Origin of the sequence: Halobacillus sp. B29 (assembly GCF_052246755.1) — a bacterium.
GTDB lineage: Bacteria > Bacillota > Bacilli > Bacillales > Halobacillaceae > Halobacillus > Halobacillus halophilus.
This window is the reverse complement of sequence record NZ_JBQQCM010000001.1, coordinates 420,480-447,043: the sequence shown is the minus strand read 5'-3', so window position 1 is coordinate 447,043 and position 26,564 is coordinate 420,480. Positions and strand designations below refer to the sequence as shown.

25 protein-coding genes are annotated in these 26,564 nt (G+C 42.5%); 9 read left to right on the top strand and 16 right to left on the bottom strand.

Features of this window, described 5'->3' with window-relative positions; translation table 11 throughout:
• The first annotated feature begins 76 nt into the window (after positions 1-76).
• The gene (locus tag ACTWP7_RS02120; RefSeq protein WP_443121851.1) at positions 77-736 is read left to right on the top strand and encodes an SDR family NAD(P)-dependent oxidoreductase; all 660 of its coding nucleotides are present in this window, start codon (positions 77-79) and stop codon (positions 734-736) included.
• Positions 737-963: 227 nt separating this feature from the next.
• On the opposite strand, the gene ACTWP7_RS02115 is transcribed toward ACTWP7_RS02120, so the two are convergent.
• The 3 genes from ACTWP7_RS02115 to glcT all read right to left on the bottom strand — a co-directional run bounded on the left by ACTWP7_RS02115 (position 964) and on the right by glcT (position 4,371).
• Complete coding sequence (locus ACTWP7_RS02115; protein ID WP_014642312.1) at positions 964-1,230, bottom strand: phosphocarrier protein HPr; 267 nt, start codon at positions 1,228-1,230, stop codon at positions 964-966.
• A 23-nt stretch (positions 1,231-1,253) separates the two neighbouring features.
• The gene (gene ptsG, locus ACTWP7_RS02110; RefSeq protein ID WP_443121850.1) at positions 1,254-3,290 is read right to left on the bottom strand and encodes a glucose-specific PTS transporter subunit IIBC; all 2,037 of its coding nucleotides are present in this window, start codon (positions 3,288-3,290) and stop codon (positions 1,254-1,256) included.
• Between the two features lie 238 nt (positions 3,291-3,528).
• Positions 3,529-4,371 (bottom strand): glucose PTS transporter transcription antiterminator GlcT, encoded by an 843-nt coding sequence (gene glcT / locus ACTWP7_RS02105; protein ID WP_014642310.1) that lies wholly within the window; start codon positions 4,369-4,371, stop codon positions 3,529-3,531.
• 208 nt (positions 4,372-4,579) lie between these two features.
• Between glcT and ACTWP7_RS02100 the strand changes: the two genes are divergently transcribed.
• Positions 4,580-5,371 (top strand): HAD family hydrolase, encoded by a 792-nt coding sequence (locus ACTWP7_RS02100; protein ID WP_443121849.1) that lies wholly within the window; start codon positions 4,580-4,582, stop codon positions 5,369-5,371.
• 40 nt (positions 5,372-5,411) lie between these two features.
• Here ACTWP7_RS02100 and ACTWP7_RS02095 read toward each other — a convergent pair whose 3' ends face one another.
• From ACTWP7_RS02095 to recX, 3 genes are all read right to left on the bottom strand, one after another.
• Positions 5,412-6,173 carry an NUDIX hydrolase gene (locus tag ACTWP7_RS02095; protein WP_443121848.1) on the bottom strand — a complete coding sequence of 254 codons (762 nt, stop codon included), beginning with the start codon at positions 6,171-6,173 and terminating at the stop codon, positions 5,412-5,414.
• 905 nt (positions 6,174-7,078) lie between these two features.
• The gene (locus ACTWP7_RS02090; RefSeq protein WP_443121847.1) at positions 7,079-7,312 is read right to left on the bottom strand and encodes a hypothetical protein; all 234 of its coding nucleotides are present in this window, start codon (positions 7,310-7,312) and stop codon (positions 7,079-7,081) included.
• 91 nt (positions 7,313-7,403) lie between these two features.
• Complete coding sequence (gene recX, locus ACTWP7_RS02085) at positions 7,404-8,216, bottom strand: recombination regulator RecX (protein WP_014642306.1); 813 nt, start codon at positions 8,214-8,216, stop codon at positions 7,404-7,406.
• 125 nt (positions 8,217-8,341) lie between these two features.
• Between recX and ACTWP7_RS02080 the strand changes: the two genes are divergently transcribed.
• The 5 genes from ACTWP7_RS02080 to ACTWP7_RS02060 all read left to right on the top strand — a co-directional run bounded on the left by ACTWP7_RS02080 (position 8,342) and on the right by ACTWP7_RS02060 (position 13,916).
• Positions 8,342-9,247: a TIGR01777 family oxidoreductase gene (locus ACTWP7_RS02080; protein ID WP_443121846.1), complete on the top strand. Its 906-nt coding sequence runs from the start codon at positions 8,342-8,344 to the stop codon at positions 9,245-9,247.
• Between the two features lie 107 nt (positions 9,248-9,354).
• Positions 9,355-10,476, top strand: coding sequence for an amidohydrolase (locus ACTWP7_RS02075; RefSeq protein ID WP_443121845.1), 1,122 nt, complete (start codon positions 9,355-9,357; stop codon positions 10,474-10,476).
• A gap of 1,121 nt (positions 10,477-11,597) precedes the next feature.
• On the top strand, positions 11,598-12,398 hold the full coding sequence (locus ACTWP7_RS02070) for a DUF4397 domain-containing protein (protein WP_443121844.1): 801 nt from the start codon (positions 11,598-11,600) through the stop codon (positions 12,396-12,398).
• Between the two features lie 2 nt (positions 12,399-12,400).
• Complete coding sequence (locus ACTWP7_RS02065) at positions 12,401-13,087, top strand: class F sortase (RefSeq protein WP_443121843.1); 687 nt, start codon at positions 12,401-12,403, stop codon at positions 13,085-13,087.
• A 277-nt stretch (positions 13,088-13,364) separates the two neighbouring features.
• Positions 13,365-13,916 carry a GNAT family N-acetyltransferase gene (locus tag ACTWP7_RS02060; protein WP_443121842.1) on the top strand — a complete coding sequence of 184 codons (552 nt, stop codon included), beginning with the start codon at positions 13,365-13,367 and terminating at the stop codon, positions 13,914-13,916.
• A gap of 89 nt (positions 13,917-14,005) precedes the next feature.
• On the opposite strand, the gene ACTWP7_RS02055 is transcribed toward ACTWP7_RS02060, so the two are convergent.
• A complete protein-coding gene (locus ACTWP7_RS02055) occupies positions 14,006-14,713 on the bottom strand; it encodes an RsiV family protein (RefSeq protein ID WP_443121841.1) in 708 nt (235 codons plus the stop codon).
• A gap of 164 nt (positions 14,714-14,877) precedes the next feature.
• Here ACTWP7_RS02055 and ACTWP7_RS02050 point away from each other — a divergent pair, with 164 nt between their 5' ends.
• A complete protein-coding gene (locus ACTWP7_RS02050) occupies positions 14,878-15,690 on the top strand; it encodes a GNAT family N-acetyltransferase (RefSeq protein WP_443121840.1) in 813 nt (270 codons plus the stop codon).
• A gap of 107 nt (positions 15,691-15,797) precedes the next feature.
• Here the strand turns inward: ACTWP7_RS02050 and ACTWP7_RS02045 are convergent, their stop codons facing one another.
• The 9 genes from ACTWP7_RS02045 to ACTWP7_RS02005 form a co-directional block, all read right to left on the bottom strand.
• Complete coding sequence (locus ACTWP7_RS02045; RefSeq protein ID WP_443121839.1) at positions 15,798-17,084, bottom strand: GntP family permease; 1,287 nt, start codon at positions 17,082-17,084, stop codon at positions 15,798-15,800.
• 30 nt (positions 17,085-17,114) lie between these two features.
• Complete coding sequence (locus ACTWP7_RS02040) at positions 17,115-18,293, bottom strand: thiolase family protein (RefSeq protein ID WP_443121838.1); 1,179 nt, start codon at positions 18,291-18,293, stop codon at positions 17,115-17,117.
• 22 nt (positions 18,294-18,315) lie between these two features.
• Positions 18,316-19,092 (bottom strand): 3-hydroxybutyrate dehydrogenase, encoded by a 777-nt coding sequence (locus ACTWP7_RS02035; RefSeq protein WP_443121837.1) that lies wholly within the window; start codon positions 19,090-19,092, stop codon positions 18,316-18,318.
• Positions 19,093-19,118: 26 nt separating this feature from the next.
• Positions 19,119-19,781 (bottom strand): 3-oxoacid CoA-transferase subunit B, encoded by a 663-nt coding sequence (locus ACTWP7_RS02030; protein WP_443121836.1) that lies wholly within the window; start codon positions 19,779-19,781, stop codon positions 19,119-19,121.
• Positions 19,782-19,802: 21 nt separating this feature from the next.
• The gene (locus ACTWP7_RS02025) at positions 19,803-20,498 is read right to left on the bottom strand and encodes a CoA transferase subunit A (RefSeq protein WP_443121835.1); all 696 of its coding nucleotides are present in this window, start codon (positions 20,496-20,498) and stop codon (positions 19,803-19,805) included.
• 230 nt (positions 20,499-20,728) lie between these two features.
• Positions 20,729-22,093, bottom strand: coding sequence for a sigma-54 interaction domain-containing protein (locus ACTWP7_RS02020; RefSeq protein WP_443121834.1), 1,365 nt, complete (start codon positions 22,091-22,093; stop codon positions 20,729-20,731).
• Positions 22,094-22,875: 782 nt separating this feature from the next.
• Positions 22,876-23,883, bottom strand: coding sequence for an aliphatic sulfonate ABC transporter substrate-binding protein (locus ACTWP7_RS02015; RefSeq protein ID WP_443121833.1), 1,008 nt, complete (start codon positions 23,881-23,883; stop codon positions 22,876-22,878).
• Positions 23,884-23,904: 21 nt separating this feature from the next.
• A complete protein-coding gene (locus ACTWP7_RS02010) occupies positions 23,905-24,663 on the bottom strand; it encodes an ABC transporter permease (protein ID WP_443121832.1) in 759 nt (252 codons plus the stop codon).
• Entirely contained in the window at positions 24,647-25,435 is a 789-nt protein-coding gene (locus tag ACTWP7_RS02005; RefSeq protein ID WP_443121831.1) for an ABC transporter ATP-binding protein, read from the bottom strand. The genes ACTWP7_RS02010 and ACTWP7_RS02005 overlap by 17 nt, the downstream gene beginning before the upstream one ends.
• 239 nt (positions 25,436-25,674) lie before the next feature.
• On the opposite strand from ACTWP7_RS02005, the gene ACTWP7_RS02000 reads away from it, so the two are divergent.
• Positions 25,675-26,034: a Lin0512 family protein gene (locus ACTWP7_RS02000; RefSeq protein ID WP_443121830.1), complete on the top strand. Its 360-nt coding sequence runs from the start codon at positions 25,675-25,677 to the stop codon at positions 26,032-26,034.
• The last annotated feature ends 530 nt before the right edge of the window (positions 26,035-26,564 follow it).

The following is a 26,564-nucleotide window of genomic DNA, read 5'->3' as shown; positions in this document are numbered from 1 at the left end:
CGCCTTTCTTTACATTTTATCAGGCTTTCTTCACAATGAATAATGATATACAAAAGATAATCAAGGAGAGAGGTTCATGAGTACCGTATTCATTACTGGCGCCGGATCAGGACTAGGCAGGGCATTGGCCCACCAGTACGGATCTGCCGGATACAGAGTCATCGTTACCGGGCGCACAGAGAAAAAGTTATTAGTAGTACAGAGTGAAATTGAAGAAAAAGGAGGACAGGCAGAAGCTATTGTCTGTGATGTGACGGAACCAGCCTCTATTTCAGAGGCATTACGACAGGTCGATGATTTAGATGTCCTGATTAATAATGCCGGGCTTGGAATATTTGGCGAACTCCATACGTACACGAAACAGCAAATGGATGACATGTGGACGACAAATGTCCGCGGTACCATGTTAGTGACACAAGCCGCCTATCCTAAACTAAAGGAAGCAAATGGACGAGTACTGAACATTATCTCTACGGCCGGACTGCGCGGGAAGAAAAATGAAAGTGTCTATTGTGCCAGTAAATTTGCCGTTAAAGGATTTACAGAGAGTCTGCAAAAAGAGTGGGAAGAAGAGCCTTTGAACGCCACTTCCGTCTTTATGGGCGGCATGAATACACCTTTCTGGAAGGAGTCCACTCACGTCTCCAATCCCGATCAGCTAAAGGGGCCTGAAGGCGTAGCTGAACAAATTTATAACGAAGATGATGGACGAAAAGAAATTATTATCGACCAGTAAGCTTCTAACTTACCTCGCATTTTGCGAGGTTTTTTATTGAAATCATATTTTATATCACCGTGGTTCTAGCAGAATTGGGCCGTGCCACCTGCGATTGGGCCGTTCATCACCTTAATCGGGCCGTGGGTCGCCCGCAAATAAGTCATTATCTCCCCTTAGTTAAAGATAAAAAATCAGATACAAATAAAGAAGCTGGCCCAATGGACCAGCTTCTTCTTTATCAAGTCTTACTCGCCAAGACCTTCTTCTTTAGCTTTAGCTGCAACAGCTTCTACAGCTTCGTCTTCGTCAGAACCTTCAGCGGTGAATTTGATTTCTGCACCGTTTGGAATACCCAAGGACATTACACCCATAATGGATTTCATGTTAACGGATTTTCCTTTATACTCAAGGTTTACTTCAGATTGATACTTTCCAGCTACTTGGACAAGTGCTGTCGCTGGACGAGCGTGTACGCCGTCAGCCGCAGTTATTTTCATCGAATGTTCCTTCATGACGATCTCTCCTTTTTTAAATATTATTTTGTAATCTCAATAATATCTGGATCGTTATGCTGCACTTCTCCAGAGGCTTTGACACGGACTTCTTGCTCTTCGGCTAAATTGGTGAATACAATCGGCGTAATAGCGGATGCAGCATTATTTCTAATGTAATCTAAATCCACTTCCATTATCGCCTGACCTTGTTTCACTTCATCGCCTTCGGAAATAAGTGCTGTAAAGCCTTCTCCCTTCAAGCTTACGGTATCGATTCCGATGTGAACAAGAATTTCCATTCCGTTCTCGGCTTCTAACCCAATCGCATGTTTGGTAGGGAAAATATTAAGGATTTTACCGTTTACCGGCGAAACTATCTTACCATCTTGCGGGTCAATTGCAAAGCCATCCCCCATCATCTTACCAGAGAACACTTGATCAGGCACCTCTGTAATCGGCATAACTTTACCTTTTATCGGGCTGACGAAGTTAAGTTCACCTTTTGATACAGGGGCTTGAGCGGCTTTTTCCTCATTTACAATTTCTGCGACATCTTCACGGGAACGAGGCGTCTTGCCATCAATAATGTCCTGCATCTGTCCACGAAGCGTATCGGAAACTGGACCGAAGATCGCCTGAATATTGTTTCCTACTTCCATAACCCCGGAAGCACCAAGTTTCTTAAGTCTATTTTTATTTACATTCTCTTTATCGTTTACGGAAACGCGTAGTCGTGTAATACAAGCATCTAAGTGAGAAATATTTTCCTGACCACCCATAGCTTGCAGAATTTCATATGGTAGATCTCCTACTTCACCTTGATCTTCTTCGTCATCCGCTTCATCTTCACGTCCCGGCGTAGCTAAATTAAACTTAAGAATCGCCCAACGGAAGCCAAAGTAGTAAATCACAGCGAAGATCAGTCCGACGATGATGACCCACCACCAGTCTGTACGGTTTGGAAGAACTCCAAATAGGATAAAGTCAATCAGTCCGCCTGAGAAAGTCTGGCCGATTTTCACTCCTAAGATTTCCATAGTCATGAAAGAAAGGCCGGCGAATACAGCGTGAATACCAAACAAGACAGGAGCTACGAACAAGAATGAGAATTCGATCGGCTCTGTAATTCCTGTTAAGAAAGAAGTTAGCGCAGCAGAAGCCATAATACCGCCGACAACTTTTTTACGTCCAGGTTTCGCCGTATGATAAATCGCGAGCGCTGCAGCTGGAAGCCCGAACATCATAAACGGGAACTTACCAACCATAAATGTTCCTGCTGTGAAATCGACTCCATCTTTAAGCTGTTCAAAGAAAATCGTCTGGTCACCGCGAATAATTTCTCCAGCTTCATTGGTATAGCTTCCAAATTCAAACCAGAATGGTGAATAGAAAATGTGGTGAAGACCAAAAGGAATTAATGATCTTTCAATTAAACCAAAGAAGAAAGCCGAAATCGTCTGGTTTCCTTCAAGCATTAAGTGGGACAAACCATTTAATCCAGCCTGTGCAAATGGCCATACCCAAAGCATAATGATACCTAAAAATAAAGACGTAAAAGCTGTGATAATCGGAACAAATCGTTTTCCTGCAAAGAATCCTAAAAACTGAGGTAATTCAATATTAAAGTACTTATTATACAGGAAGGCGGCGAGTATCCCGACTATAATCCCTCCAAAGACCCCGGTCTGTAAGGTAGGAATACCGAGCACTTCCGCGTATGCAGGCTCTGAGGTCATGTCAGCGTCCACGTTTCCGAGTACACCCATAACGACGTTCATAATTAAGTAACCAATAATAGCGGCTAATCCGGCGACCCCGTCACCCTTAGCTAATCCAATCGCAACCCCCACCGCGAATAAGAGCGGTAAGTTATCAAAGACTACACCACCCGCTTCAGCCATAACCTCTAACAAGGTTTGAACCCATGGGGTGCCAAAATAAGGTACTTTTTCAACAAAGCTGTCCTGAGCAAAGCTTGTACCAAAAGCAAGCAGGATCCCGGCAGCCGGCAGCAAAGCTACAGGCGTCATAAGGGCTTTACCTACTTTTTGCAACGTTCCAAAAGCATTTTTGAACATGTGATTTCCTCCTTAATTATAAATTGTGATCCAAAACTGACTCCGCTTCCTAACAGATAAAACGGTTACATTTATTTTAAAAATGAAAGCGTCACATAGGACGCGTCTCATTCCAAAAGAGCAATAAAAAAGGCATGAGTATAGAAGATTAATCAGTTATCATTGGGTACACTACACCCTTATGATAACCGCGAAATCTTCCGATACTCATGCCTGATCGTGTCAGTAACACGTAACGTTAGGATTTATGGGTTAATCGTTGTAAATGAATCGTCAGATATATAGCTTCTGATTCATCTACTGGCTTCTTGAGCCACTTTTGCATCACTTTTATCAACTTCCAAGCTAAATTATAGCACACTGGGTATTCTTCTTTCAACATGTTTGCGAGTTTAATTTCTTCCCCAACACTTTCTCCCTGATGAACGCGATCAATGGCCCGGTGCAAATGCTGGACCAGGCGGTGATAATCAATACTTTTCTTATCAATCGTGACCTTCATCGTATCTTCGACCAACTGAACTAACTGGTTGATCAGTTGGTTATGGCGATTAATTTCCCGCAGCGTTTTATCCGTGACCGCACTATGAATGTGAAGCGCAATAAATCCAATCTCGCCTTCCGGGAATTGTATACCCAATTTGTCATAAATCATGGTTACGACTTCCATAGCGATCTGGTATTCCTTAGGGTAAAGCGATTCAATCTCCTGAAGGAAAGGGTTGGAAAACTGCATGTTTTTCTTGGCCCGATTAATCGCAAAAGCTAAGTGATCCGTAAGAGCCACGTGGATGTGCTGGTTCAGCTCTTCCCCCATCCTTTTTTCGATGTGAAACAAGATATCATTCGTAAAATCGATGAGTTCTTCGTCGATGTGCGGAACCAGATCAACATATTGCTGCTTTTCCTTTTCATTACTCAAAAGGAAAGTCTTATCCGCTTTGTTGAAGGAAACCGAATCATCTTTTTTTCGATTAAATCCAATCCCTTTTCCAATTAATACGACTTCCTCATAGGAAGGATGCTCGGCAATAATCACATTATTATTTAAAACTTTCTTGATAACGACGTTTTGCTCCATCCTATCCTCCCTCCTTAAGTTCCAAGTATTTCAAATTTATTATAAAACGGTTTCAAGTGGTTGTTTCTCTATCCTATAGTTCTTAAGTTTATTTTACAAGATTCCTATCGATCAGATATTTTCCTTTGTCTAAAAGCGCTTTCGTCATGTACAATCATTAGGGTGTAAAAAAGTATTACAGGTAGGATAAAGGAAAGGAGCCTCATCCATGATTAAACTGTTTGTCAGTGATCTTGATGGGACATTACTCGGAATGGACCACTATATTAAAAATGAAGATATAGACGCGCTGAGACGGATGGTCGAACAAGGTACTCCTCTTACGGTAGCCTCCGGACGCATGGACCATGAAATAAAAGAAGTCCTGAGCCGTCTCAAAGTGCCGGGACACCGCATTAGTCAAAATGGTGCTTTTGTTTTCAATGAATCGGACGGCCACATTCATTCTAAAACGTTTGAAGGCGAGCTGGCCAGAAAGGTTATGAACCACATTGAACAAGAGCCTATGATAAAGACTGTTTCAACTTCTGATAAAACCTTTACAAAGGAACACAATGAATGGATTGATAAGATTTCTGAACAATTGTTTCATGACATTATTGTTGAACCTCAAATGGCCGACCAGTTCGGTACAACCATCGCACCGTCGAAAATTACTCTGCACGGGAAAGAAAACGACGTGATCGCCGCCTACAAGAGGATCGATGAAGCTTTTGGTGAAAGAACAGACAGCTTTATTTCCCATGAGACTTGTGTTGATATTATGCCAAAGTCCATTAATAAAGGCAGCGGACTGCATTCACTAATCGCCGAACTGGGAATCCATCCTCACGAAGTCGCTTGCGTTGGAGATTCATTCAACGATCTGCCCATGTTCGAGCTTACGCCTCATAACTATGTGATGTCCACAGCTCATCCAGAGGTCCAGGAGAAAGCCAACACAGTTGTAGACCATGTGCATGAAGCGATTGAAGATTTAGAGAAAAAAGGATTATTATAAGATTAAAAGCTGCTGACGTTTTATTAGTCAGCAGCTTTTATTATTGTTCCATTCGGTGGAGAAGTTCATACGGTCTTACATAGTAACTTTCAACCGCTACCCCTTGTCTATCCCTGGCGTCTTTGATTCTGGTTATAAATTGATCTCTTGTTACCAATTCGGTTAATTCTACTTCTGATAAATCCTGAAACATGACCTCTTCTGTCTCACCAGGACAGATTTTCAAGTGCCCACTCTCATACCTTCCTTTAAAAACAATGCACACGATTCCCTGACTCATATTGTGGTAAACCCCTGTAATCCCGTCTATGTGAGCATGGATTCCCGTTTCTTCATAAATTTCTCTCCGGATCGCTCCTTCCAGACTTTCCTCTTTTTCCATTCTTCCCCCTGGCATTTCATATGTATCATTCCGGTGTTCGTTTTTCACAAGCAGCAACTCTCCCTTTTCATTGGTGATGTAGGCAGAAACCGATACGATATGCTTAGTGAAATGGTAATCTCCAGTACTTTCAATAAAGTCTTCTTTGAGGTGCTCAAAGAGCGGACTTAATTCTTCTTTTCTCTGGGAGGCTTTATGGTAAAGTTCGGAGGCCTGCATGTTTTCTGTAATTCTTTCGCAGGCCTCATAGGAATCATACTCCCATATAGAAGTAATTTCATCGCGAGCCGTTGTTACATACCTCCCAATTAGACGTGCGCCATGTCCTAATTGAGCGGGCAATATGTATTCGTGAAAGAAACGTGTGCAAGGTTCATATTGTTCAGGTCTTATCTGGTATGTATATCGCTTATAAATCATAGGTCTCCTCCGTATTGTCATAGCACTTTTGTCACCTTTATATAGTATACACGAAAATTATTTTTAAGTTAATCAAGCACTTTTTTCTTATGCCCTCAATTAAATAACTAAATTAATTCTTATAGAAAAGTTCCCATTACTTGAAGACTTGATTTCGAGATATTTGTTGAGTGGAAGGTCCTGCGGGGGACGATTTCGCTTTCCGTGGGCATGAGGTGAGCCTCCTCAGGCTAAAGCCTTCCGGGGTCTCACTGATCATGTTTATCCCCCAGGAGTCTACATCGTCCCCCTCCGGACCTGGCCGAATAAGAAACTCGAAATCCACCAAAACTGCCTACTAAAATTAACTGAAGAGCAAAAGAGTATCTAGCTTATTTAAGTGTACAACCCCTGATATATAAGGGTTTAAGGCTGAGCCAGAACGATTACCTCTCTTATAGAAGGGTCCTTTCACTCCTTATCAGCAACGGACCTAATATATCTCGAAACGGAGTCTTCCACAGTCCGGCCCTATTGTTGAATAACTTATTTACTTTGGTTTGATTTCTAACAGTAGTAAGGGACCACCTTCTGCTTTTTTCATTTTATAAAGAGGAATTTAGAGTTTATAAAACAACCGGTAAAAAAATAGTTAGTTCACAACAAACCAATAAACCAGACAATTAAGGAAATTGTAAAATAAATAGTGCAAATTAAAAGAGGGAGTTCTGTTATGAAACCTATCCACCTAAATTCACCTGTATCTAGATCTTTCCAAAAAAATATGAGCTCTTTAAAAAGTTCCTTCCAATCGATGTTTATATTACCTCTCTCCTCGCTATCTGGATATTCGTTTCCTACATTTTCTACAATTCTATTTTTTCATGATAGAAAAATAAAAAGGCGACCGCTTTGGCCACCATATATTATAAGAATAATCCCAAACTAGACACTATTAACAGCAGTCCAGCGAGTACTGAATTTACATACCCTTCTACTTTTGATCCTTCCTTAATTGAAATGATTCCTGAAGTGACTACTGTCAAAGCTAGCAATAATAAAGGAAAATTACCTATATTCCAGTCTGCTATTATTGATACCAAGAAAAAAATGAACAGGGCAATTGAAGCTATTAGTACAATCTTTTTCGCTATTTTCACCTAATCATCCCCTTCAGCAAATCATAACAATCTGAAAACAATCCTCACGTAGAAATGGGTTTTTCAACAAACCAGTACTGAAATAATCTACTTACTCTTCCACATATTCATCTAAAAACCGTTCAATTAGATCAAATGAAAATCCTTTACGGTATAAACCTGTCTTAATCTTTTGTTTTAATTCATACCCTTCTGCTTTATGGGCAAATTTACGGAGTAACTTCTCTCCCTGGTAAACGACCGCTTCCCACTGCTCATCTTCACTTTCTTCCTCTGGTAGGTCAGATAAGACTTCTTTTACAACGTCTCCGCTAAAGCCTTTTTGCATTAGGGTCTGCTGGACATTTTGAATCTGCTGGCGAGCGGATTTCTTCTTATCGCTTTTTAACTTCTTTTCAGCGAATTTCATAGCTTTACTGTATTGATCATCGAAAGGATAGTGTTCAAGAGCAGCGTCTGCCTGAGAAGCCTGGACTCCTTTTTCAATCAGTTCCTTTTTTACAAGAAGCGGTCCCTTGCTTGAGGTCAGGACACGCGTTCGCACCAATGAATTGGCAAACTCCTGGTCATCAAGCAGTTTTTCCTTATATAAACGGGAGACAATCTCATCAATGTGCTCTTCATCTACCTCTTTCTCATCTAAATAATCTCTGATTTCCTTCTCTGAACGCATTCGATAGCTTAAATAGTTGATGGCAAGGGTATAGGATTTATGGATCGTGTCTGTTTGAATCATCGCTTGAATGGTCGATTCATCCAGTTCCATATTCTTTTGGAGATGGTATTGGATCAGAATATCTTCACTGACACTGAATCCGTAAGCCTCCCCTTGACCATAATCTAAAAAGATATTGTAGCGTCCTTTATTTTTCTTTTGAGTCGTAATCTTTGTAAGTTTCGCCATTCTAACTCTCCCTTTTCTTCATAGTTTAGCATGATTTGGATTTACCGTTCAGCGAAAAGAATCGCTTTTACGAAAACCATTTAGTAAAATAATGGGAACGAAAGTATTTGAAGGAGGAATTATTTATGAACATAGCCGTTACCGGAGGAACAGGTTTTGTAGGCAGTCACTTATCCAACCACTTGGCTGAAAATGGACACCACGTTTACATATTGACCCGTAGTCCCGAGAAGCATCAGGATACGAGTCAAATCACCCATGTAGGCTGGTTAAAAGATGAGCATCATCCCGAAAAACATCTGCCTAAGATTGATGCCATCGTAAATTTAGCGGGAGAATCCTTGAACAGCGGCCGCTGGACAGAGGAAAGAAAGCGTTCTATTCTCGACAGCCGTATTCAAGCTACAGAAGGCGTACTCGATTTGATTGACCAACTACCTGAAAAACCTCAGGTCCTGGTGAATGCCTCCGCTGTTGGTTACTATGGACGTTCTAAAACGAAGACCTTTACGGAAGAAACGACAACCCCTGGAAATGACTTCCTGGCTAATGTAGTTACCGAATGGGAAGAACGAGCTTCTCAAGCTAAGGAAAAAGGAGTCCGAACGGTTTATGTACGCTTTGGTATTGTCCTGGGCGAAGAAGGTGCTTTACCTAAAATGATGATCCCTTACAAACTAATGGTTGGCGGCAATGTTGGCTCAGGCGAACAGTGGATGTCGTGGATTCATGTGGATGACGTTGCCGGACTGATTGATTTCGCTATTCACGATTCTGATTTACAAGGTCCTGTGAACGGCACGGCTCCAAACCCTTCCAGAAATAAAGATTTCGGAAAGACACTTGGTGAAGTGATGAATCGACCTCATTGGTTGACCGCTCCCTCTTTCGCTCTAAAAGGTGCCCTCGGTGAAATGAGTATATTACTATTAGATGGTCAGTCCGTCATTCCTAAAAAAGCGCTCGCACATGGATACACGTTCAAATACCCTGATTTAAAGCCCGCCCTTCAATCCATTGTGCAACAATAAAGAGACACAAAAAGACGAAGTTTTAAAAAGCTTCGTTCTTTTTGTGCTCTAAACTAATAAATTCCAGTATAATAGTTAGTAATACTACTTGAAAGGCTGTATGTTGAATGAATACCGTTATTACGAATGTTACCATCCACCCTGTCACCTCTGCTTCAATTAAGGATGCAAAATTGCACATTGTGGATGGAAAAATTAATGATTATGGCAGGGACATCCCTCTGCCAGAACAAGCCGAGTATATTGATGGAAAAGGGATGGATTTATATCCAGGGTTTATAGATGTTCACACTCATTTAGGACTGTATGATGAAGGAACAGGATGGGCAGGCAGTGATGCCAATGAAACCATTGAAGCAATTACTCCGCATTTACGGGCGATTGACGGCGCTCATCCTTTAGATCCCGCCTTCTTCTCAGCTCGAAAGGCCGGTGTAACCACCGCACATATTATGCCGGGAAGCGCGAATATGATCGGAGGCACGACAGCGGTCATCAAAACGGTCGGGCATACGATAAACGGGATGATCCTTAAAGAAATAGCCGGTTTAAAGCTGGCGCTGGGCGAAAACCCGAAACGGATCCACTCCCAATCGAAAAATGCTTCGATTACACGCCTTGGAATAATGGGGAAACTCCGTGAAACGTTTTATGCAGCTATGAAAGAACCGGAACCTGACTTAAGAGTCAAGCCCATTCTGAAAGCTCTGAACAGAGAAATCCCGGTCAGAATTCACGCGCACCGCGCGGATGATATTATGACAGCCGTTCGTTTTGCAGAAGAATTCAATTTGGATCTCAGAATTGAACATTGTACAGAAGGCCACTTGATCGCAGACCAGCTTGCCTTTAGAGATTTACAGGTCTCGGTAGGTCCTACTTTCACCCGGGCCTCTAAAATCGAACTGCGTAATAAAACGTGGCAGACTTATAAGATATTGCATGATCACGGCATAAAAGTATCGATTACCACCGATCACCCTTATACACCTATTCAATATTTGAATATATGCGCAGCACTTGCTGCTCGTGAAGGAATGGAAATTGAGGATGCACTAAGAGGAATTACGATCACCCCTGCAAAAAACCTGGGAGTGGATGACCGTGTAGGTTCCATTGAAAAAGGCAAGGACGCTGATTTAGTTTTATGGAGCGGCCATCCTTTTGAATATCTATCTCAGCCTATCTGGACCATGATTGATGGAAAAATGGTATATTTTCAAGAATAGTAACAAATGCTAACACCGGTATAATCTACCGGTGTTTTTTTGTGTTTGTTGCAATGTCTCTGTTAAAGATTATTATTGTTTTCTATTAGAGACTTATTACGCTAAAGGGCCGTTTAGTTGAAGACTCAGTTTCGAGATATTGGTTTGCCGTGAAGGTCCTACGGGGGACGATTTCGCTTTCCGCGGCCCTGCACGACGCAGGGTCGTTCGACGTTGCCACAGGACGTGGCGGTCTTAGTCGAACATCCCTTGTGCTGAGCCTCCTCGAGCTAAAGCTCTCCGGGGTCTAACCGATCATGTTCATCCTGTTCTTACACTTTATTTTGTCTTATTCAAATATCAGAACATAAACGACATGGAGAGCTATCCAGCTCCAGCACCTAGCGTCTAGTGAGACTTCCCTCACTTCTGTACGATAAGGCAACATCGAATCGCTCCGCTCTTCGTGTTTTCTTTATCTCCGCCAGCTCAGTCCAGTCCATACGACGCTGACCAAGGTGCTTCCGCTTTTAACCTAGGAGTCTTCATCTTCCCCCTCCGGACCTGGCCAAATCAGATGCTCGAAATCACATCAAACATACCTGCTTGATGTGGAATTAAGACGTATGGTTTTACACCTGTTTTCAGGATGTAACGATGCACGATAGCCTGTTATAAAAGCATTTAATGCAGATTAAGGAGAAGAACTTTCCTCTTCTGGAAAGGTCCGTTCACTAGATATCGTTGGGGTGGCGGAGGAAACGACGAGACTCCCGCGGGAGAAGGAGCTAGGTGAGACCCCACAAGGAGTGTTAACGACTGAGGAGGCTTGCCAGTTCCCCCGCAGGAAAGCGAGTTGTTTCCGTAGCCGCCCTCATCTAATGTTTGCAACGGACCCGAATTATCTCGAAACTGAGTCTTACAGAAAAGGGAGCTTATGTTTAATAATTAACACGGAGATTTGATAGAAACTTTTTAGTAAAACACATTGAGCACATCAATTAGTTTGAAAATTAGCAAAATGGTGTATATGATGTATGTATAACAATTGTACAATGTTTGATAAACTTCGTCATATCCCCTTCGATATAAGTTGCCGCTAATCGGCAATTTTATATAAAAAAATCTTAAGGAGTGGAAAAATGAAAAAACTACTATCCTCTTTGGCTGCTTTTGTCTTAGCTTTGGGAGTATTTGCGCCTGCAGTATTCGCCGATCATCATGGAGATATGGCTATGGTTCGTGTCCTTCACGCTTCCCCTGATGCCCCTGCTGTTGACGTCTACGTAGATGGAAACGCTGTTGTGGAAGGTGCTGAATTTAAAGCTGCGACGGATTACATGGAACTTCCTGCGGGAGAACATACGGTAGAAATTTATGCAGCTGGTACCAAAGGTGAACAGGACGCTGTTATTTCTGCAGATGTAACGGTAGAAGCTGGTAAAGCTTATACAGCTGCTGCCATCAATAACTTAGAAAGTCTTGAATTAAAAGCTATTGAAGATTCTATGGAAGCAACAGAAGAAATGGCTAAAGTTCGTGTAGGACACTTCATTCCTGGAGCTCCAGCCGTTGATGTAGGTCCTATTGGTGGCGAAGCCCTATTTGCAGGTGCTGAATTCCCAATGGTAACCGATTATAAAGAGTTAGAGCCTGGAACATACGACCTTGAAGTACGTACCACTGATGGCACCCAATTGATTGATCTTTCTGGAACTACAGTAGAAGCTGGTAAAGTGTATAGTGCTTTTGCGGTAGGTACAGCCGACAGTCCTGAAGTTCTACTCCTTCAAGATTCCGCTGCTATGCCTTCTGAAATGCCAGAAACAGGATTCGGTGGAACAGCTGATTCTGGTTCTAATGCTATGCTGCTTGCCGCTGCATTCGGAGTAATGGCTATGGGTGCTGGATTCATCGTTTTCCGCAAACGATCTGAAGCTTAATTATGAGAAGAATTGTATATCCTATAACCCTGGGTTTCCTCGTATTTGTCCTAAGCTTTCAACTGCTTAAAGATGAACCCTCTGAGGAAACCAGGGTTCTTTCTAATTCACCTGAACCAACTATAACTCAAGCGGAAACGATCGATAATAAAGTAAGTACTCAGTCGGAAGATGTTTTGGAAAAAGCTCCGATCAAAAAAAATTATGAACCGGCAGTGATGGCTCCCACAGATGGAGCAGAAGGAATAATTCCAGTCCGACTAACCATTCCTTCTATCGATGTCGATGCTCCTATTGCACCACAGGGATACACGGAGCAAGGCGGAATGGCTGTCCCTAACAGTGTGACAGAAGTAGGCTGGTTCGAGCCCGGCACGAAACCGGGAGCTACCGGAAATTCTGTTATAGCTGGACACGTAGATGGGCGGAACGGTCCTGCTGTCTTTTACGATTTAAAAGACCTTAAAGCGGGGGATTCAATCTATGTAGAAGGAAAAGACGGAGAGAAACTGACGTATACCGTTCAGAAAGTCGTGGCTCATCCATTGGACGATTCCCCGATTCGTGAATTATTCGGCCCTACGAATGAGAAGGCTTTGAACCTGATTACCTGCACGGGTCCTTACGATGATGAAGCGCAGGAATATACGGAGAGACTGGCGGTTTATACTGTTCTTTCCAGTTCATAAATAGAACATATTTCACTCAAAAAATTAATATGGATTTTACAAAATTTTTATTCACTTTTTTGAGAAAATCGATTATTATAAATCTAGATGATGCTGTATTAGCTAGGGAAGGCAAATGGTGCGCCACCAGGGGATATCCTGGTTCTAGTGGGTTCGATTCCCACCCCGAATTTTTGTGAGCAATTGATAAAAATTCGAGGGTGGTCTGAGCCTACTATTCAGCGTTATTTTCCCGCGCGGTTTAGATCACCCTCCTTTAATCAAGGAGGGATTTTTTATGCTAAAAAAACGTGATTTACATGATGCCCCGGTCCTTTTTGAATTGATGAGCCACCCAGAAGTTTTTCCCTATGTCCGTCATAAAGCTTCGTCGAGTGACGAGTTTTACTTTTTGACGAAGCAAACCATAGAAGCAGAAGATCGGGGTGAATTAATTTCACGTACCATCCTTGATGAATGGGGACAGCCGATCGGAACCATCAACCTTTTTGATATTGATTCCCAAATGGGTTTTCTTGCCACCTGGCTCGGCAGGCCATATTTTGGAAAAGGTTACAACCAGATAGCTAAAGAAGCCTTCTTTGAAGAAACGTTCTTCCAGCTGGGCATTGAAGCTATTTTCATGAAAATTAGAAGAACCAACGTAAGATCCATGAAAGCTGCTCTTAAAATTCCTTATGTAACCTTAGGAAACGAATCTTATCCTGACATCCACTCCTGGGTGAACCGGAAAGAAGATATCTATGACTTGTTTGTCATTACGAAAGAACAATATATGTTCCACTACTACGGAGAACAAGAACAAAATGAGGAAATGTTAGAAGCATAAGCAGTGCTTATGCTTTTTCATTTCCCTTCTTTTTACCTGTGGATAAAAATTATCCACAACCCTGTTAATATAGTGGGTAAGTCTGTTAACTACCTGTTCACCGATTGAATAGTTTGTGGATAATTTAATGTGAAGGAAGGAAACGGAGCATTCGTTTCATCCGCTTGCTCCAATTCTATTCCATTTAAAGGAATTTGAATCTCAGGTGTACCATGCACACCTGCCGCTATTTCATATTTGTTAAATATTAAAAACAGCTGATCATCCGCGACGTAAAAAGCCGTATTATCTCTTACTTTGGTGAATTTATCTTTGTTGTAGGTGTCAGGTTCCTGAGCGATGACTTTCTGAACGCGCTGGTTTAACTTCTTCATGTCGACCAGTTTATTTAGCGGAACCACCTTTCCATGATCCTTGTTTTCAAAATTTACAGAAGTAACCGTAGAGTTGTATTGTTCTCCACGCGAAATATGGGAGGTCATGACGACCGAGTATAGGTCCTTCTCTCTGTAAACCCCTGTTTCTTCATAGTAAAGAACGGGCATCCCCATTAAGTCGCTCGCTCCCCTTTTTACATCTCGAAAGGTATCTTCAAGTTTTTGGACAATTTTTGTATTGACCTCCTGCTGTAAATCCTTATCCTCCAGTTGATCAAATAAAGGATAATCCACATGTATTTCCCAATCATGCGTAATTTGATCTTTATGTTTAATTTTATAGTGACTTTTCGCTTCTCCTATGTTTGAACCACTGACGATAAACATAGCTGCCATAATAATTATCCAAACCTGCTTCAAAGCTAATCCCTCCTGTACTCTTTAGTTTGACCCAATCAGAAAAAATTACAGCGGCTGTAGAATTTTTTTAAGATCCTTACGAGTGGCTGCCATAATAAAAATATTGTTTTTTTAGAAAGTTTTGGTACAATAAATAACAATTTACATAAAGGAGGGGATTGGAATTGATACGAAGGCTGCATGAAGCTGATGATCAGGCCTGTCAGCAATTATTAGCGAAAAGACCTGCGGAAAACTTATTTATTATTGGAGATATTGAGAATTTTGGATATGAACAGGATTTCCAGAAATTATGGGGCGAATTTGATGATAATCAGCAATTAATCGCTATTTTATTAAAATACCATAATAACTACATCTGCTATGCAGAAGGAGAATTCGATGCCCCGGCATTTGCAGAAATTATCAATGAAGACACTGACTTCATGCAACTATCCGGGCTGCAGTCTATTACGAGCCAGATCCTTTCTCACATTCAGCATCCAGCACCAAAAACGAGAACATTGTATTATGCCAAGTGTGAGACAACAGCTTATTTGGATCAAAAGGCAGACACCAAAAATGTTCAGCGTGCCAAATTAGGTGATATTCCTTCAATTACTATGCTTCACAGTCTCATCCCAGAGTTTGAAATGGACAACAGTCGAGAGGACAGTATGAAAAGAGGTCTTCAAAACGGCTCTGCACGCACTTATTTTATTAAAAATGATCGTGAGGTGCTTTCATGTGCTTCCACTACAGCTGAGAATTCCATGTCCGCTATGGTGGTCGGAGTCTGCACCCACCCTGACTATAAGAAACAAGGATATGCGAGTATATGTATGACAAAGCTCTGCCACGAATTATTAGCAGAAGGAAAAATGCTGTGCCTCTTCTACGATAATCCTGAAGCTGGAAGTATTTATAAACGACTTGGATTTGAGGATATTGGTAAATGGATGATGCATGTCTTTCATCCCGTAGAGCAAGTAAGCTGAGACAGTAAGTATTCATTTCCCATTCCCCAATGAATTATAAAAAGCTGCCGAACTTTTTTCGGCAGCCTGACACACGGAGCTTAATGCTCCGTTTTTTATGCATTTTTTTACAGAATCCCTATAGAAGCCAGAAGAATGACCACCGCTACCGAAATAATTGGTATGAGCACGGCCACAACAAAAATATCTTTATAACTGTCTTTATGTGTCATGCCCGTAATAGCAAACAACGTGAGGACAGCTCCGTTGTGCGGAAGTGCATCGAGTCCGCCTGACGATAACGAAGCAATCCGGTGAAAGGCTTCTGGACTAATGCCTGTATCCATAGCAATTTCATAGTACTTCGAACCAAGTGCTTCAAGCGCAATTCCCATGCCCCCTGAAGCTGAACCAGTTGCACCGGCAAGAACGTTTACTGCAACGGCTTCTGAAATCAGCGGATTTCCTTTTACACCCATAAGGATTTGAGTCAGTCGTTCAAATCCAGGCACTTCTCTTACGACTGTCCCGAATCCAACAGCTGCACTCGTATTAATGATGGCAATAACTGAACCGCTTGCTCCTGCATTAATAGAGGTAACAAATCCTTTAAACTTAGTAATATTCAGAAGCATTATTAATACAACCCCTGTAATGAGAGCGGTTACAATATCCCATTTAAAAACGTTCAATGTAATCAAAACTGTAAGTAAAGGTAATAACGATAATAAAAAATTAGGATTACTCTGTTCTTCTACATCCACTATTTTTTTATCTTTTGGTTCAGTAAATACATCACCTTTGTCCGTCAATTTCTTCTCCTGCCATCTCAGATAGAAATATCCGCCTCCAGCCATAATAATGGCCGCTATAATCCCCATCACCGGAGCCGCCGTCGGATCTGTATTAAAATAATCCATCGGGATCAGGTTTTGTATTTGCGGACTTCCTGGAATAGCTGTCATGGTAAAAGTGAACGCACCAAGAGCTACGGTAGCTGGAATTAATTTTCTGCTGATATTAGCCTCACGGAATAAAGACAAAGCGAGAGGATACACAGCAAAGACGACAACAAATAAGCTGACGCCTCCATAGGTTAAAACAGCTGCTGAGGCCAATACTCCTAGGATGGCACGCTTCGTTCCAATTACTTTGGTTAAGGCAACTGCAACAGAACGAGCCATTCCTGTGTCTTCCATCAATTTGCCGAAGATAGCTCCAAGCATAAACACTGGAAACCATGCTTTGGCAAAGTTAACGAACCCACCCATATAGGTGTCCGTATAAGCTTCCAGTAAATCCAGTCCCCCTGTGAGGGCCACGATACCCGCTGCGATTGGAGCTACCCAGATAATAGACCATCCCACATAGGCAAGAACCATCAATACAACGAGACCTAGAAAAATTCCTAACATAAAGATTCCTCCTTCCCTAATATCCGCATTTTATTGGGCTTCTACTACCATGGCGATGCCCTGGCCACCGCCTATACATAAAGAGGCGACGCCATATTTTTCATTTCTTCTCTGTAATTCTTTAATTAAACTGTATAGTACACGCGTGCCGCTGGCACCAATTGGGTGTCCAAGGGCAATCGCTCCTCCGTTTACGTTTACTCGGTTGCGATCCAACCCTAGTTCTTTCTCTACTGAAAGGTATTGGGCTGCAAATGCTTCATTTACTTCCACCACTGCCATATCATCAAGCGTGAGTCCAGCCTTCTTCAGCGCCTGTTTAATAGCTGGTACCGGGCCGATTCCCATATAGTCCGGCTCAACTCCGGCAACACTCCAGGAAACAATTCTCGCTGCGGGTTTAAGGTTTTTTGCCTCTACAAACTTTTCACCGGCCACTACAACTGCTCCAGCTCCATCATTGATCCCGCTTGCATTTCCGCCGGTAACGGTTCCGTTTTTTCTGAAAGCCGGTTTCAATTTGGCAAGGACTTCCGGATTTGTATCCTCCCGAATATGTTCATCCGTATCTACCAGTTCAGTGGATTTTTTGGACTTAACTTCAACTGGTACGATCTCATCGGAAAATCTACCACTGTTGCGGGCTTCTGCTGCACGTTTGTGACTCTCGGCTGCGTATTCATCCTGCTGTTCCCGGGAAATGTTGTGCTTCTCCGCAAGATTTTCAGCGGTCACTCCCATTCCCCCTCCGATATACTCATCGGTTAAAGCTGCCCACAACATGTCATCTATTTTAGGATCTGCAAGTTTCGTCCCAAAACGGCTGCCTCGCATCGCATGTGGAGCTAAGCTCATACTTTCTGTGCCGCCCGCGAGCGCTGTTTCCCCTTCACCTAAAAGGATGGACTGAGCTGCTGATATAACCGATTGCATACCCGATCCACAGAGCCGATTTACGGCGAAAGCCGGACTTTGAATGGGAATCCCAGTTTTTAATGCCATATGTCTTGCTAAGTAAGGCGCGTTGTTAGCTGAATGAATGACATTCCCCATTACTGTGAAATCAATATCCTCAGGGGTTACTCCGCTGCGCTTGATCGCCTCTTTACTGACGGTTACACCAAGATCAGTCGGATCTACATCTTTCAAGATACCTCCAAAGCTTCCAAATGGAGTTCTAGCACCTTCTAAAATATAAATATTCTCCATATTTTTTACACCTTCCCTTTCATTATTGAGCGGTGTAACCGCCATCTATAACCACAGCCTGTCCGGTTACCCCTTTTGATTTATCACTAGCCAAAAACAATGTGTAATCGGATATTTCCTGTACCGAAAGCAAACGTTTCTGTGGGACGAGCGGGTAAATTACTTCTTCCAGGACCTTTTCGAGAGACACCCCTCGATTAGCTGCTAGATCTTCCAGCTGGTTGCGTACAAGTGGCGTATCTACGTAACCCGGACAGACCGCATTGACCGTAACTCCATGTTCTGCTCCTTCGAGCGCCGTTACTTTCGTCAGGCCGATCACACCATGCTTTGAGCTATTGTAAGCTGACTTGCCGGCAAATCCGATTAGACCATTGATAGAAGCCATATTGATGATCCGACCGAACCCTTGTTTTTTCATAATCGGAAATACATGCTTAGTTGCCATAAACGGAGCGACCAGCATCACTTTCGTAATGAACTCAAATTTTTCGGTTGGAAATTCTTCTATGGATGCGACATGCTGTAATCCTGCATTGTTGATCAGCACATCTAATCTACCGTATTGCTCAACTGTTTTATCGATTGCTTCCTGAAGCTCCGTTTCTTTCGTCACGTCACACGTCAGACCGATGGCCTCATAGCCTGCTTCGGTAACTTCAGCCGCTGCTTCCATTACCTTCTTTTCGTTCATGTCACTCAAAACGACCTTTGCTCCATTCTTTGCAAATTCCATTCCAATTTCATAGCCGATACCGCTTGCAGCTCCTGTAATAAATACGACTTTATTTTTTACCATTATGAATAATCCCCTTTAAGAAAAAATTAAAATGCAGCTGATGATAAACGCTCACTGATCTTCAAGGATGGTTCTGTCGATGCCACAACGTCATTCACGGTCCACCCTTCGGCTACCTCCACTAAGGTCAGGCCTTCATCCGTTACATCGATTACGGCGCGATCTGTGATAATACGGTTAACGATACCTTTACCGGTCAGAGGAAGCTTACACTGCTTTAATATCTTCGGTTCGCCATATTTGTTCACATGATCCATAATGATGACCACTTTTCTGGCTCCGTGGACGATATCCATAGCTCCTCCCATGCCTTTAATCATCTTCCCCGGGATCATCCAGTTCGCTAAGCTGCCATCTTCTGAGACTTCCATCCCACCAAGAATCGCTAAATCAAGATGTTCACCGCGAATCATGGCAAAGGACTCAGCACTGCTGCAGTAGGAAGCCCCTTTCGAAGCGGTGACCGTTTCCTTACCGGCATTAATCAGATCCGGATCTACTTCTTCTTTATAAGGTGAGCGGCCTATGCCGACCAGTCCGTTTTCAGAATGTAGTACAACCTCTTTTTCCTGCTGAATATAATTCGCAACCATCGTAGGCATGCCGATCCCTAAATTCACATAGTAACCGCTTTCAATTTCCTGTTCAGCTCTTCGCGCGATTCGTTCTCTTACTGCTGCTTTATCCAAAATAACTCCTCCTTTTAACTTTTAGGCTTCTTGACGTAATGTCAGACGTTCAATTCGTTTTTCCTGCTGTCCTTGTATTAATCCCTGAACGTAAATTCCGGGAGTATGAATGTGTTCGGCATCCAGATCCCCAGTCTCTACAAGTTCTTCAACCTCAGCAATTGTAACTTCACCTGCTGTTGCCATTTCCGGATTAAAATTACGGGCCGTTTTGTTATAGACTAAGTTTCCGAAACGGTCTCCTTTCGCTGCGCGCACTAATGTAAAATCAGCGGTCAGACCGGTCACCAACATATACTCTTTCCCTTGAAACATACGTACTTCCTTTCCTTCCGCAATCGGAGTTCCCACTCCTGCCGGGGTATAGAATGCTGGAATACCAGCCCCTCCTGCACGAATTCTCTCTGCCAGCGTCCCTTGAGGTGTAAGCTCTACTTCTAATTCTCCTTCTAGAACCTGACGTTCAAATTCTTTATTTTCTCCTACATACGAACCGATCATTTTATCAATTTGTTTATTTTTCAGGAGTAAACCGAGCCCCCAATCATCTACTCCGCAATTATTCGAAATGACGGTTAAATGTTTAACATTCTTCTCTACTAAGGCCATTATTAAATTCTCCGGTATACCTACTAACCCAAATCCTCCAACCATGATGGTCGAATGATCCTTAATCTGATCTACAGCTTCTTCAAATGACGAATATATTTTTTTCATATCTTCCAGCTCCCTTCCCCCTAAATACATGCAAGGATCGTGCCAACTTTAAAATATGTCGAAAATGTTCATAAAATCGCCTTTTACCATCGTAAAAACCAGACACCATTCCAAGTAATTGGAATTCAAACAGGAGATACGTTTACTAACAATTCATGTAAACCCTTTCATCACATAAAAAAAGAACCATTCCAGGATTTCGGAATGGTTTTCCAGAAATCTGGAATGGTTTACAACTCATATTTTTTTACTTTTTCATAGAGACTCGACTTTCCAATGTGGAGCAGAGTCGCTGCTTTTTCCTTGTCTCCATGTACCTGTTTTAGCGTTCTTTCAATTGTCTGCTTTTCCGTGGCTTCCATAATTTCTTTCAAACTTTTATTATCATCAAATTGTGAATGATTCCTTTTCAGGCGTTCAGGTAACTCCTGAATGCCGATCGATTCCTCATTCGTCAAATACACCGCGGCTTCAATCACATTCTCAAGTTCACGAACGTTTCCCGGCCACTCGTACTGATGGAAACTCTCGTACACTTCCGGTTCAAAATCAATCACTCTCTTTCCCGTCCGTTTCGTTATTTTTTCAAGAAGAAATTTAGCAAGCAAGCGAATATCATCCTGACGATCTCGAAGCGGAGGAATATAAATAGGGACCACATTAATTCTATAAAATAAATCCTCGCGGAACCGCTGCTCGGCAATCATTTCTTCTAGTGGCTGATGGGTAGCTGCAATAATACGAACATCGATTTTTTCCGGAGTAGTGGATCCCAGGGATTCAATTTCTCCTTCCTGCAGTGCTCGGAGAATTTTAACCTGGGCCTGGAGCGGCATATCGCCAATTTCATCAAGAAACAGAGTCCCTCCATTAGCCAGCTTAAACTTTCCGGCTTTTCCCCCTTTTTTAGCACCTGTAAAAGAGCCATCCTGATACCCAAATAATTCTGATTCGATGAGATGGTCAGGGATAGCTGCACAATTCACTTTAACGAAAGGTTCCCTATGGCGGTCGCTTAAATGATGGATGCTGTGGGCAATGAGTTCCTTTCCTGTTCCGCTCTCGCCTCGAAGTAAAACCGATACGTCCCCTGGTGCTACTTTTTTAATCTTATTTTTCAGCTCCTCCATTTCAGGCGAACTGGTAACCATATCGTGAAGCGAATAATCCACTCCATTCAGCTTCTTCATCTTGCTGCGGTATGATTCCAATTCAAGAAAAAGATCTCTGATGTGGCTGTTCAGCTTCTTCCAGTCTTCTGTATCTCGAAATAGAACCATGCCAAGAGCGCCCACTACTTTTCCATCAGCACGAAGTGGAATACGGTGGGCAATCATATAGTTGCCGCGAATAAATTGCATATCCGCCATTTCTTCTTCTCCTGTTTCTACCACAATGTGCATACGACTGTTTTCAATGACCTCAGTCACATGTTTTCCGATCGCGCTTTCTTTATCCACTTCCAGAAATTCGCTATAACTCTCATTTAAATAGGAGACCATTCCCTGTTCATCCACTACTACGATACAGTGATTTACATTGCCGAAAATAGTCTCTAATATTCCATCCCGATTATTTTCCAACATTTCAAGCATTTTTTCACGCTCCCGGTAAACGTTCATTTACCGTTCATTTTATCATGTTAACGGTTTCATACAATCGATATATTTTTTGGATCTGATAAAGTTAAATGTTGATTTTTCATAAGAACCTTATTACACGGGCCGGATTGTGGAAGACTCAGCTTCGAGATAAATTGGGCCCGTTACGCTGTGAGGAGGGGGCTGGTGGGGAAATAACTCGCTTTCCTATGGCCCTACACGACGTGGGGTCGATCGACGATGCCACAGGAAGTGGCGACTTTAGTCGATCCACCTTTTTACCAGGAGCTTCCTCTCTCGTTTCACTCCCTGCGGGATCTCACCTGATTCCTTCTCCCATGGGAGTCTCGCCATTTCCCCACCAGCCCCAGCTTTATTAGGAAGAACGTCCCCTTCGGAAAAAGAGAATTCTGTTCTCCTTAACCTGTCTGGAATGCTTATATAACAGGCTCTATCCTATAGTTTCAGCTTGATAAAAGGATAAAGCGGTTTCGATCTTCTGATTTGGCAAAGTCCGGAGGGGGATGATGTAGACTCCTGTGGGATGAAAATGACAGGGGAGACCCCGTAAGGCGAAGCCTGAGGAGGCTCCGCGCATTCCCACGGAAAGCGAAATCATCCCCCGAAGGACTGTCCTCTCAGCCTAAATATCTCGAAACTGAATCTTACACAAACGGGAGCTTTACCTTAGAAACAACATGGAAGTTTAACAGATCCATTTTTTAACCATACAAAAAACCGGAATCCCATTGGATTCCGGTTCTATATGTGATTCATTAATCAAGAAAACTTTTGTCGACAAGCCCTTCCAGATTTGGTTTTTCTTCAAGGAAACCAAGTTCATAGGATGAATTAGCAAAATCCTGAAGTGTTTTTTCTTCTACTTCGTACGTGAAGTCGATACGTTCCCAGGCATTGTCTATCACAGACTGAGATAGCTCCTGATCAGTAATTTCTTTGATTTTTTTAATCGCAATTGATTTCGCTTCATCTGGATTGTCTTGAATAAATGTCGTGGCTTCTTTATGAGCTTCTACAAGGTTATCGACCATATCCGGGTTATTCTCAACAAGATCCTGAGAAGTTACAAACACCGCCGCAGGTAGAGTTTCTCCATATGCTACATTTGGTGTATCCACAAGAACTTTTCCAGTTCCTTCTTCTTCAATGGAAGAAGCCCATGGTTCCGGTACTGTTGCTACATCGACTTTGCCGCTTTCAAATAAGCTCGCATACGTGGCTGGTTTACCTGTTACGTGCTTCATTTGACCGTCAATACGGCTTGAGGTGATGCCGTACTCTTCTTTCATCATCGTTTCGAATTGAACGTCATGTGTACATCCTACACGAGGAGAGATAAACGTCTTTCCAGGCATATCTTCCGGTGTAGTAATATCTGCACCGTTTCTAGCCATAATAACCGTACCTCCAGTTGAACCAGCCGCTACAACATTAATTTTAGCGCCGCTTGTAAAGTGATTCATCGCTGGTCCGGGTCCAACTAGACCGCCCTGGATATCGCCGGTCTCAAGAGCCGTCATGAAAGCCGAACCATCCGGGAAGTATTGATAGTTCACTTTTGTTCCATCAGGCAGTGTTTCTGAGTACAAATCTTTTTCTTCAGCAACCATGCCGGCTACGTGGTTAATATTCGGGAAGTAGCCTATGGTGATTTCTTTATTGCCTTCACCGTCTCCGTTTGCACTAGAGGATTCTCCCCCACCACATGCAGCAAGGATCAGACTTAATGTTAGTAACGTGAAAACAGAAAAAAATTTCTTCATATTTCTTTGCCCCTCTCTAATCTATGTTTTTAATAAACCCCAGCGTTTCATTACATTCTTCTCTAATTTTGAAAAAACAAGCTGATCAACGACAGCTCCAATAACGCCAATGATAATAATAATTCCTATAACTTGATCCATTCGGGCGTAATCCTGCGCGTAACGTAAGGAATATCCGAGTCCAGGACCGTTACTTAATAACTCGCCGGCCATTAATGCACGCCAGCTGAAAGCCCAGGCTAGACGCAGACCGGACATGAAATAAGGAACACTTGACGGAATTTCCACTCGGAAAAAGAGGGAAAGTCCATTGGTTCCCATCGTTCTCGCTGCCCTTACAAGCTGCGGTGGGACACTATGAATGGCAGAGCGGACATTCAGTGCCATGACAAACGTTCCGCCCAATACCACGACGAATACGACAGCGAACTCTGAAAAACCGAATAGCATTATTGCAAGCGGCACCCAGACAATACTTGGGATACTTTGCAAAGCAATTAAATACATCCCCGCTGTTTCATCGGCCTGCTTTGATTTACCAAGGATTACACCAAGGATGGTTCCGAACAGGATAGCGAGAGAAAGTCCACTGAATAAGTGCCTGAAACTTGCACCCAGAGCATTTAGAAAGTCTCCAGTAGTGAACCCTGTGATCAGTGCCTCCCCTACCTGTAAGGGACCGGGAAAGACGATTTTCTCATAAACACCTAATGAATAGACTAACTGCCAAATTCCTATAACGGCGAGTAAAAATAGAATTCTTTTAAGAATGACTTTCATAACTAAGCTCTTCCTTCAGGACTTTATTAATTTCTACCTCGAGGAGACCCATCACCTTTTTTTCAAGCTCGATGACTTGAGGGTCATCGCGTCTCCTTGGTCTCGGCAGATCAATATTGAAATCAGCTATGATCTTACCCGGACGTGTTCCCATAACAATTACGCGGTCAGATAACTTGATAGCCTCTTGAATACTGTGAGTAACGAAAAGAATAGTCTTTTTCGTTTCTTCCCATATTTTCATCAATTCTTCATGAAGAATGTGACGGGTCTGCTCATCGAGCGCCCCGAACGGTTCATCCATCAGCAGCACTTTCGGGTCCATAGCAAGAGCTCTAGCAATAGCCACCCGCTGCTGCATACCTCCGGACAGTTCATGCGTATAATGCTCCTTAAAACGGCTCAAATGAACCATTTGTAGAAAACGATCCGCCTTCTCTTCTGCATCTTTTTTAGATCCCATGCTCTTCAAAGGGAACATCACATTCTCTTTGACATTCAGCCATGGAAAAAGGGAGGCCTGCTGAAAAATCATGCCCCTGTCCGTTCCTGCTTTCTTAATTTCCTGTCCCTCTAATACAATGGAACCTTTTGAAACACTTTCAAGACCTGCCACCATGGAAAGAAGAGTAGACTTTCCGCAGCCGGAGGGACCAAGAAGAGATACGAACTGATTTTGTTCTATATTTAAATCGATTCCAGAAAACACTTCAAAGCTTCCCTGGTTTTTATCGTCAAACGTTTTACTCACATCATTGATCTGTAAAAACATGGCGGCCCCCTAACACAATAATTCCTATAAACTTACTATGTTTTAATTATAGTATTAGATTATACAGATATTCGAAATAGTGTGTCAACTTGATTTGGAACATTCATGAATGATTTTTTTAAAAATCGTAGGCCTCCCCGTCATTCGCCGCGTAATCGGACATTTAAAGAAATTTAATTGGTAAAGGTTTCAAATTTTGAATATGTGATAAACACTTTGTAAGAAAGGTGGTATCAATCATGGATCAAATGTTATTCGTTCAAACAGGAATGGGAATTGACGTTCATGGTCAAAACATTACGAAAGCCGCCGTACGCGCGATTAAAAATGCTATCCACACAAATTCTATGCCAGGCATACGTGAGGCTCTACCCGAAAAATCGCTTGATAATATGAAAACAAATGTGAAACTGGCTTTGCCTTGCGATCATGATCAACTGGACCATGAGGAAGTGAAAAAGGCAATCCCTTATGGTGAAGTAACGATTGAAGTTATGGATGGCGGCATGAAAACTACGAGCGGAATTGTTCTAGAAGATAAGGACGATAAAAACGATCAAATGTACATGGTCAATACTTCCATCGAAGTTGGCTACTAAACCTATAATTAATCTACAAGAAAGGGAGCTCCCACTAAGCGGAAGCTCCCTTTTCTACATTTTCTATACGAAAGTTTCTATCATATACAATGTTGATTTTCCATATAAGCTCCCGATACTGTAAGACTTGATTTAGAGATATTGGTTTATCAGGAAGGTCCTCCGGGGGACGATTCGCTTTCCGTGGGCATGTGGTAAGCTTCCTCAGGCTTCGCCTTCCGGGATCTTACCGATCATGTTCATCCCACAGGAGTCTTCACCGTCCCCCTCCGGACCTTGCAATATATGGAGTTCGAAATCATGTTTAAAACGCCACGGTTTATGATGGATATAAACTTATAACAATGAGCAAATACGTGTGAAAAATTCCCGCTATAGAACCATATGAAACAGATCAAGCACCCATCTATCACCTGTAGAAGGGTCCGTTCACTCTTCAAACTTAGGGTGGCGAAGGAAACAAGGAGACTCCCGCGGGAGAAGGAGCTAGGCGAGACCCCGCAGGGAGTTATAACGACTGAGGAGGCTCA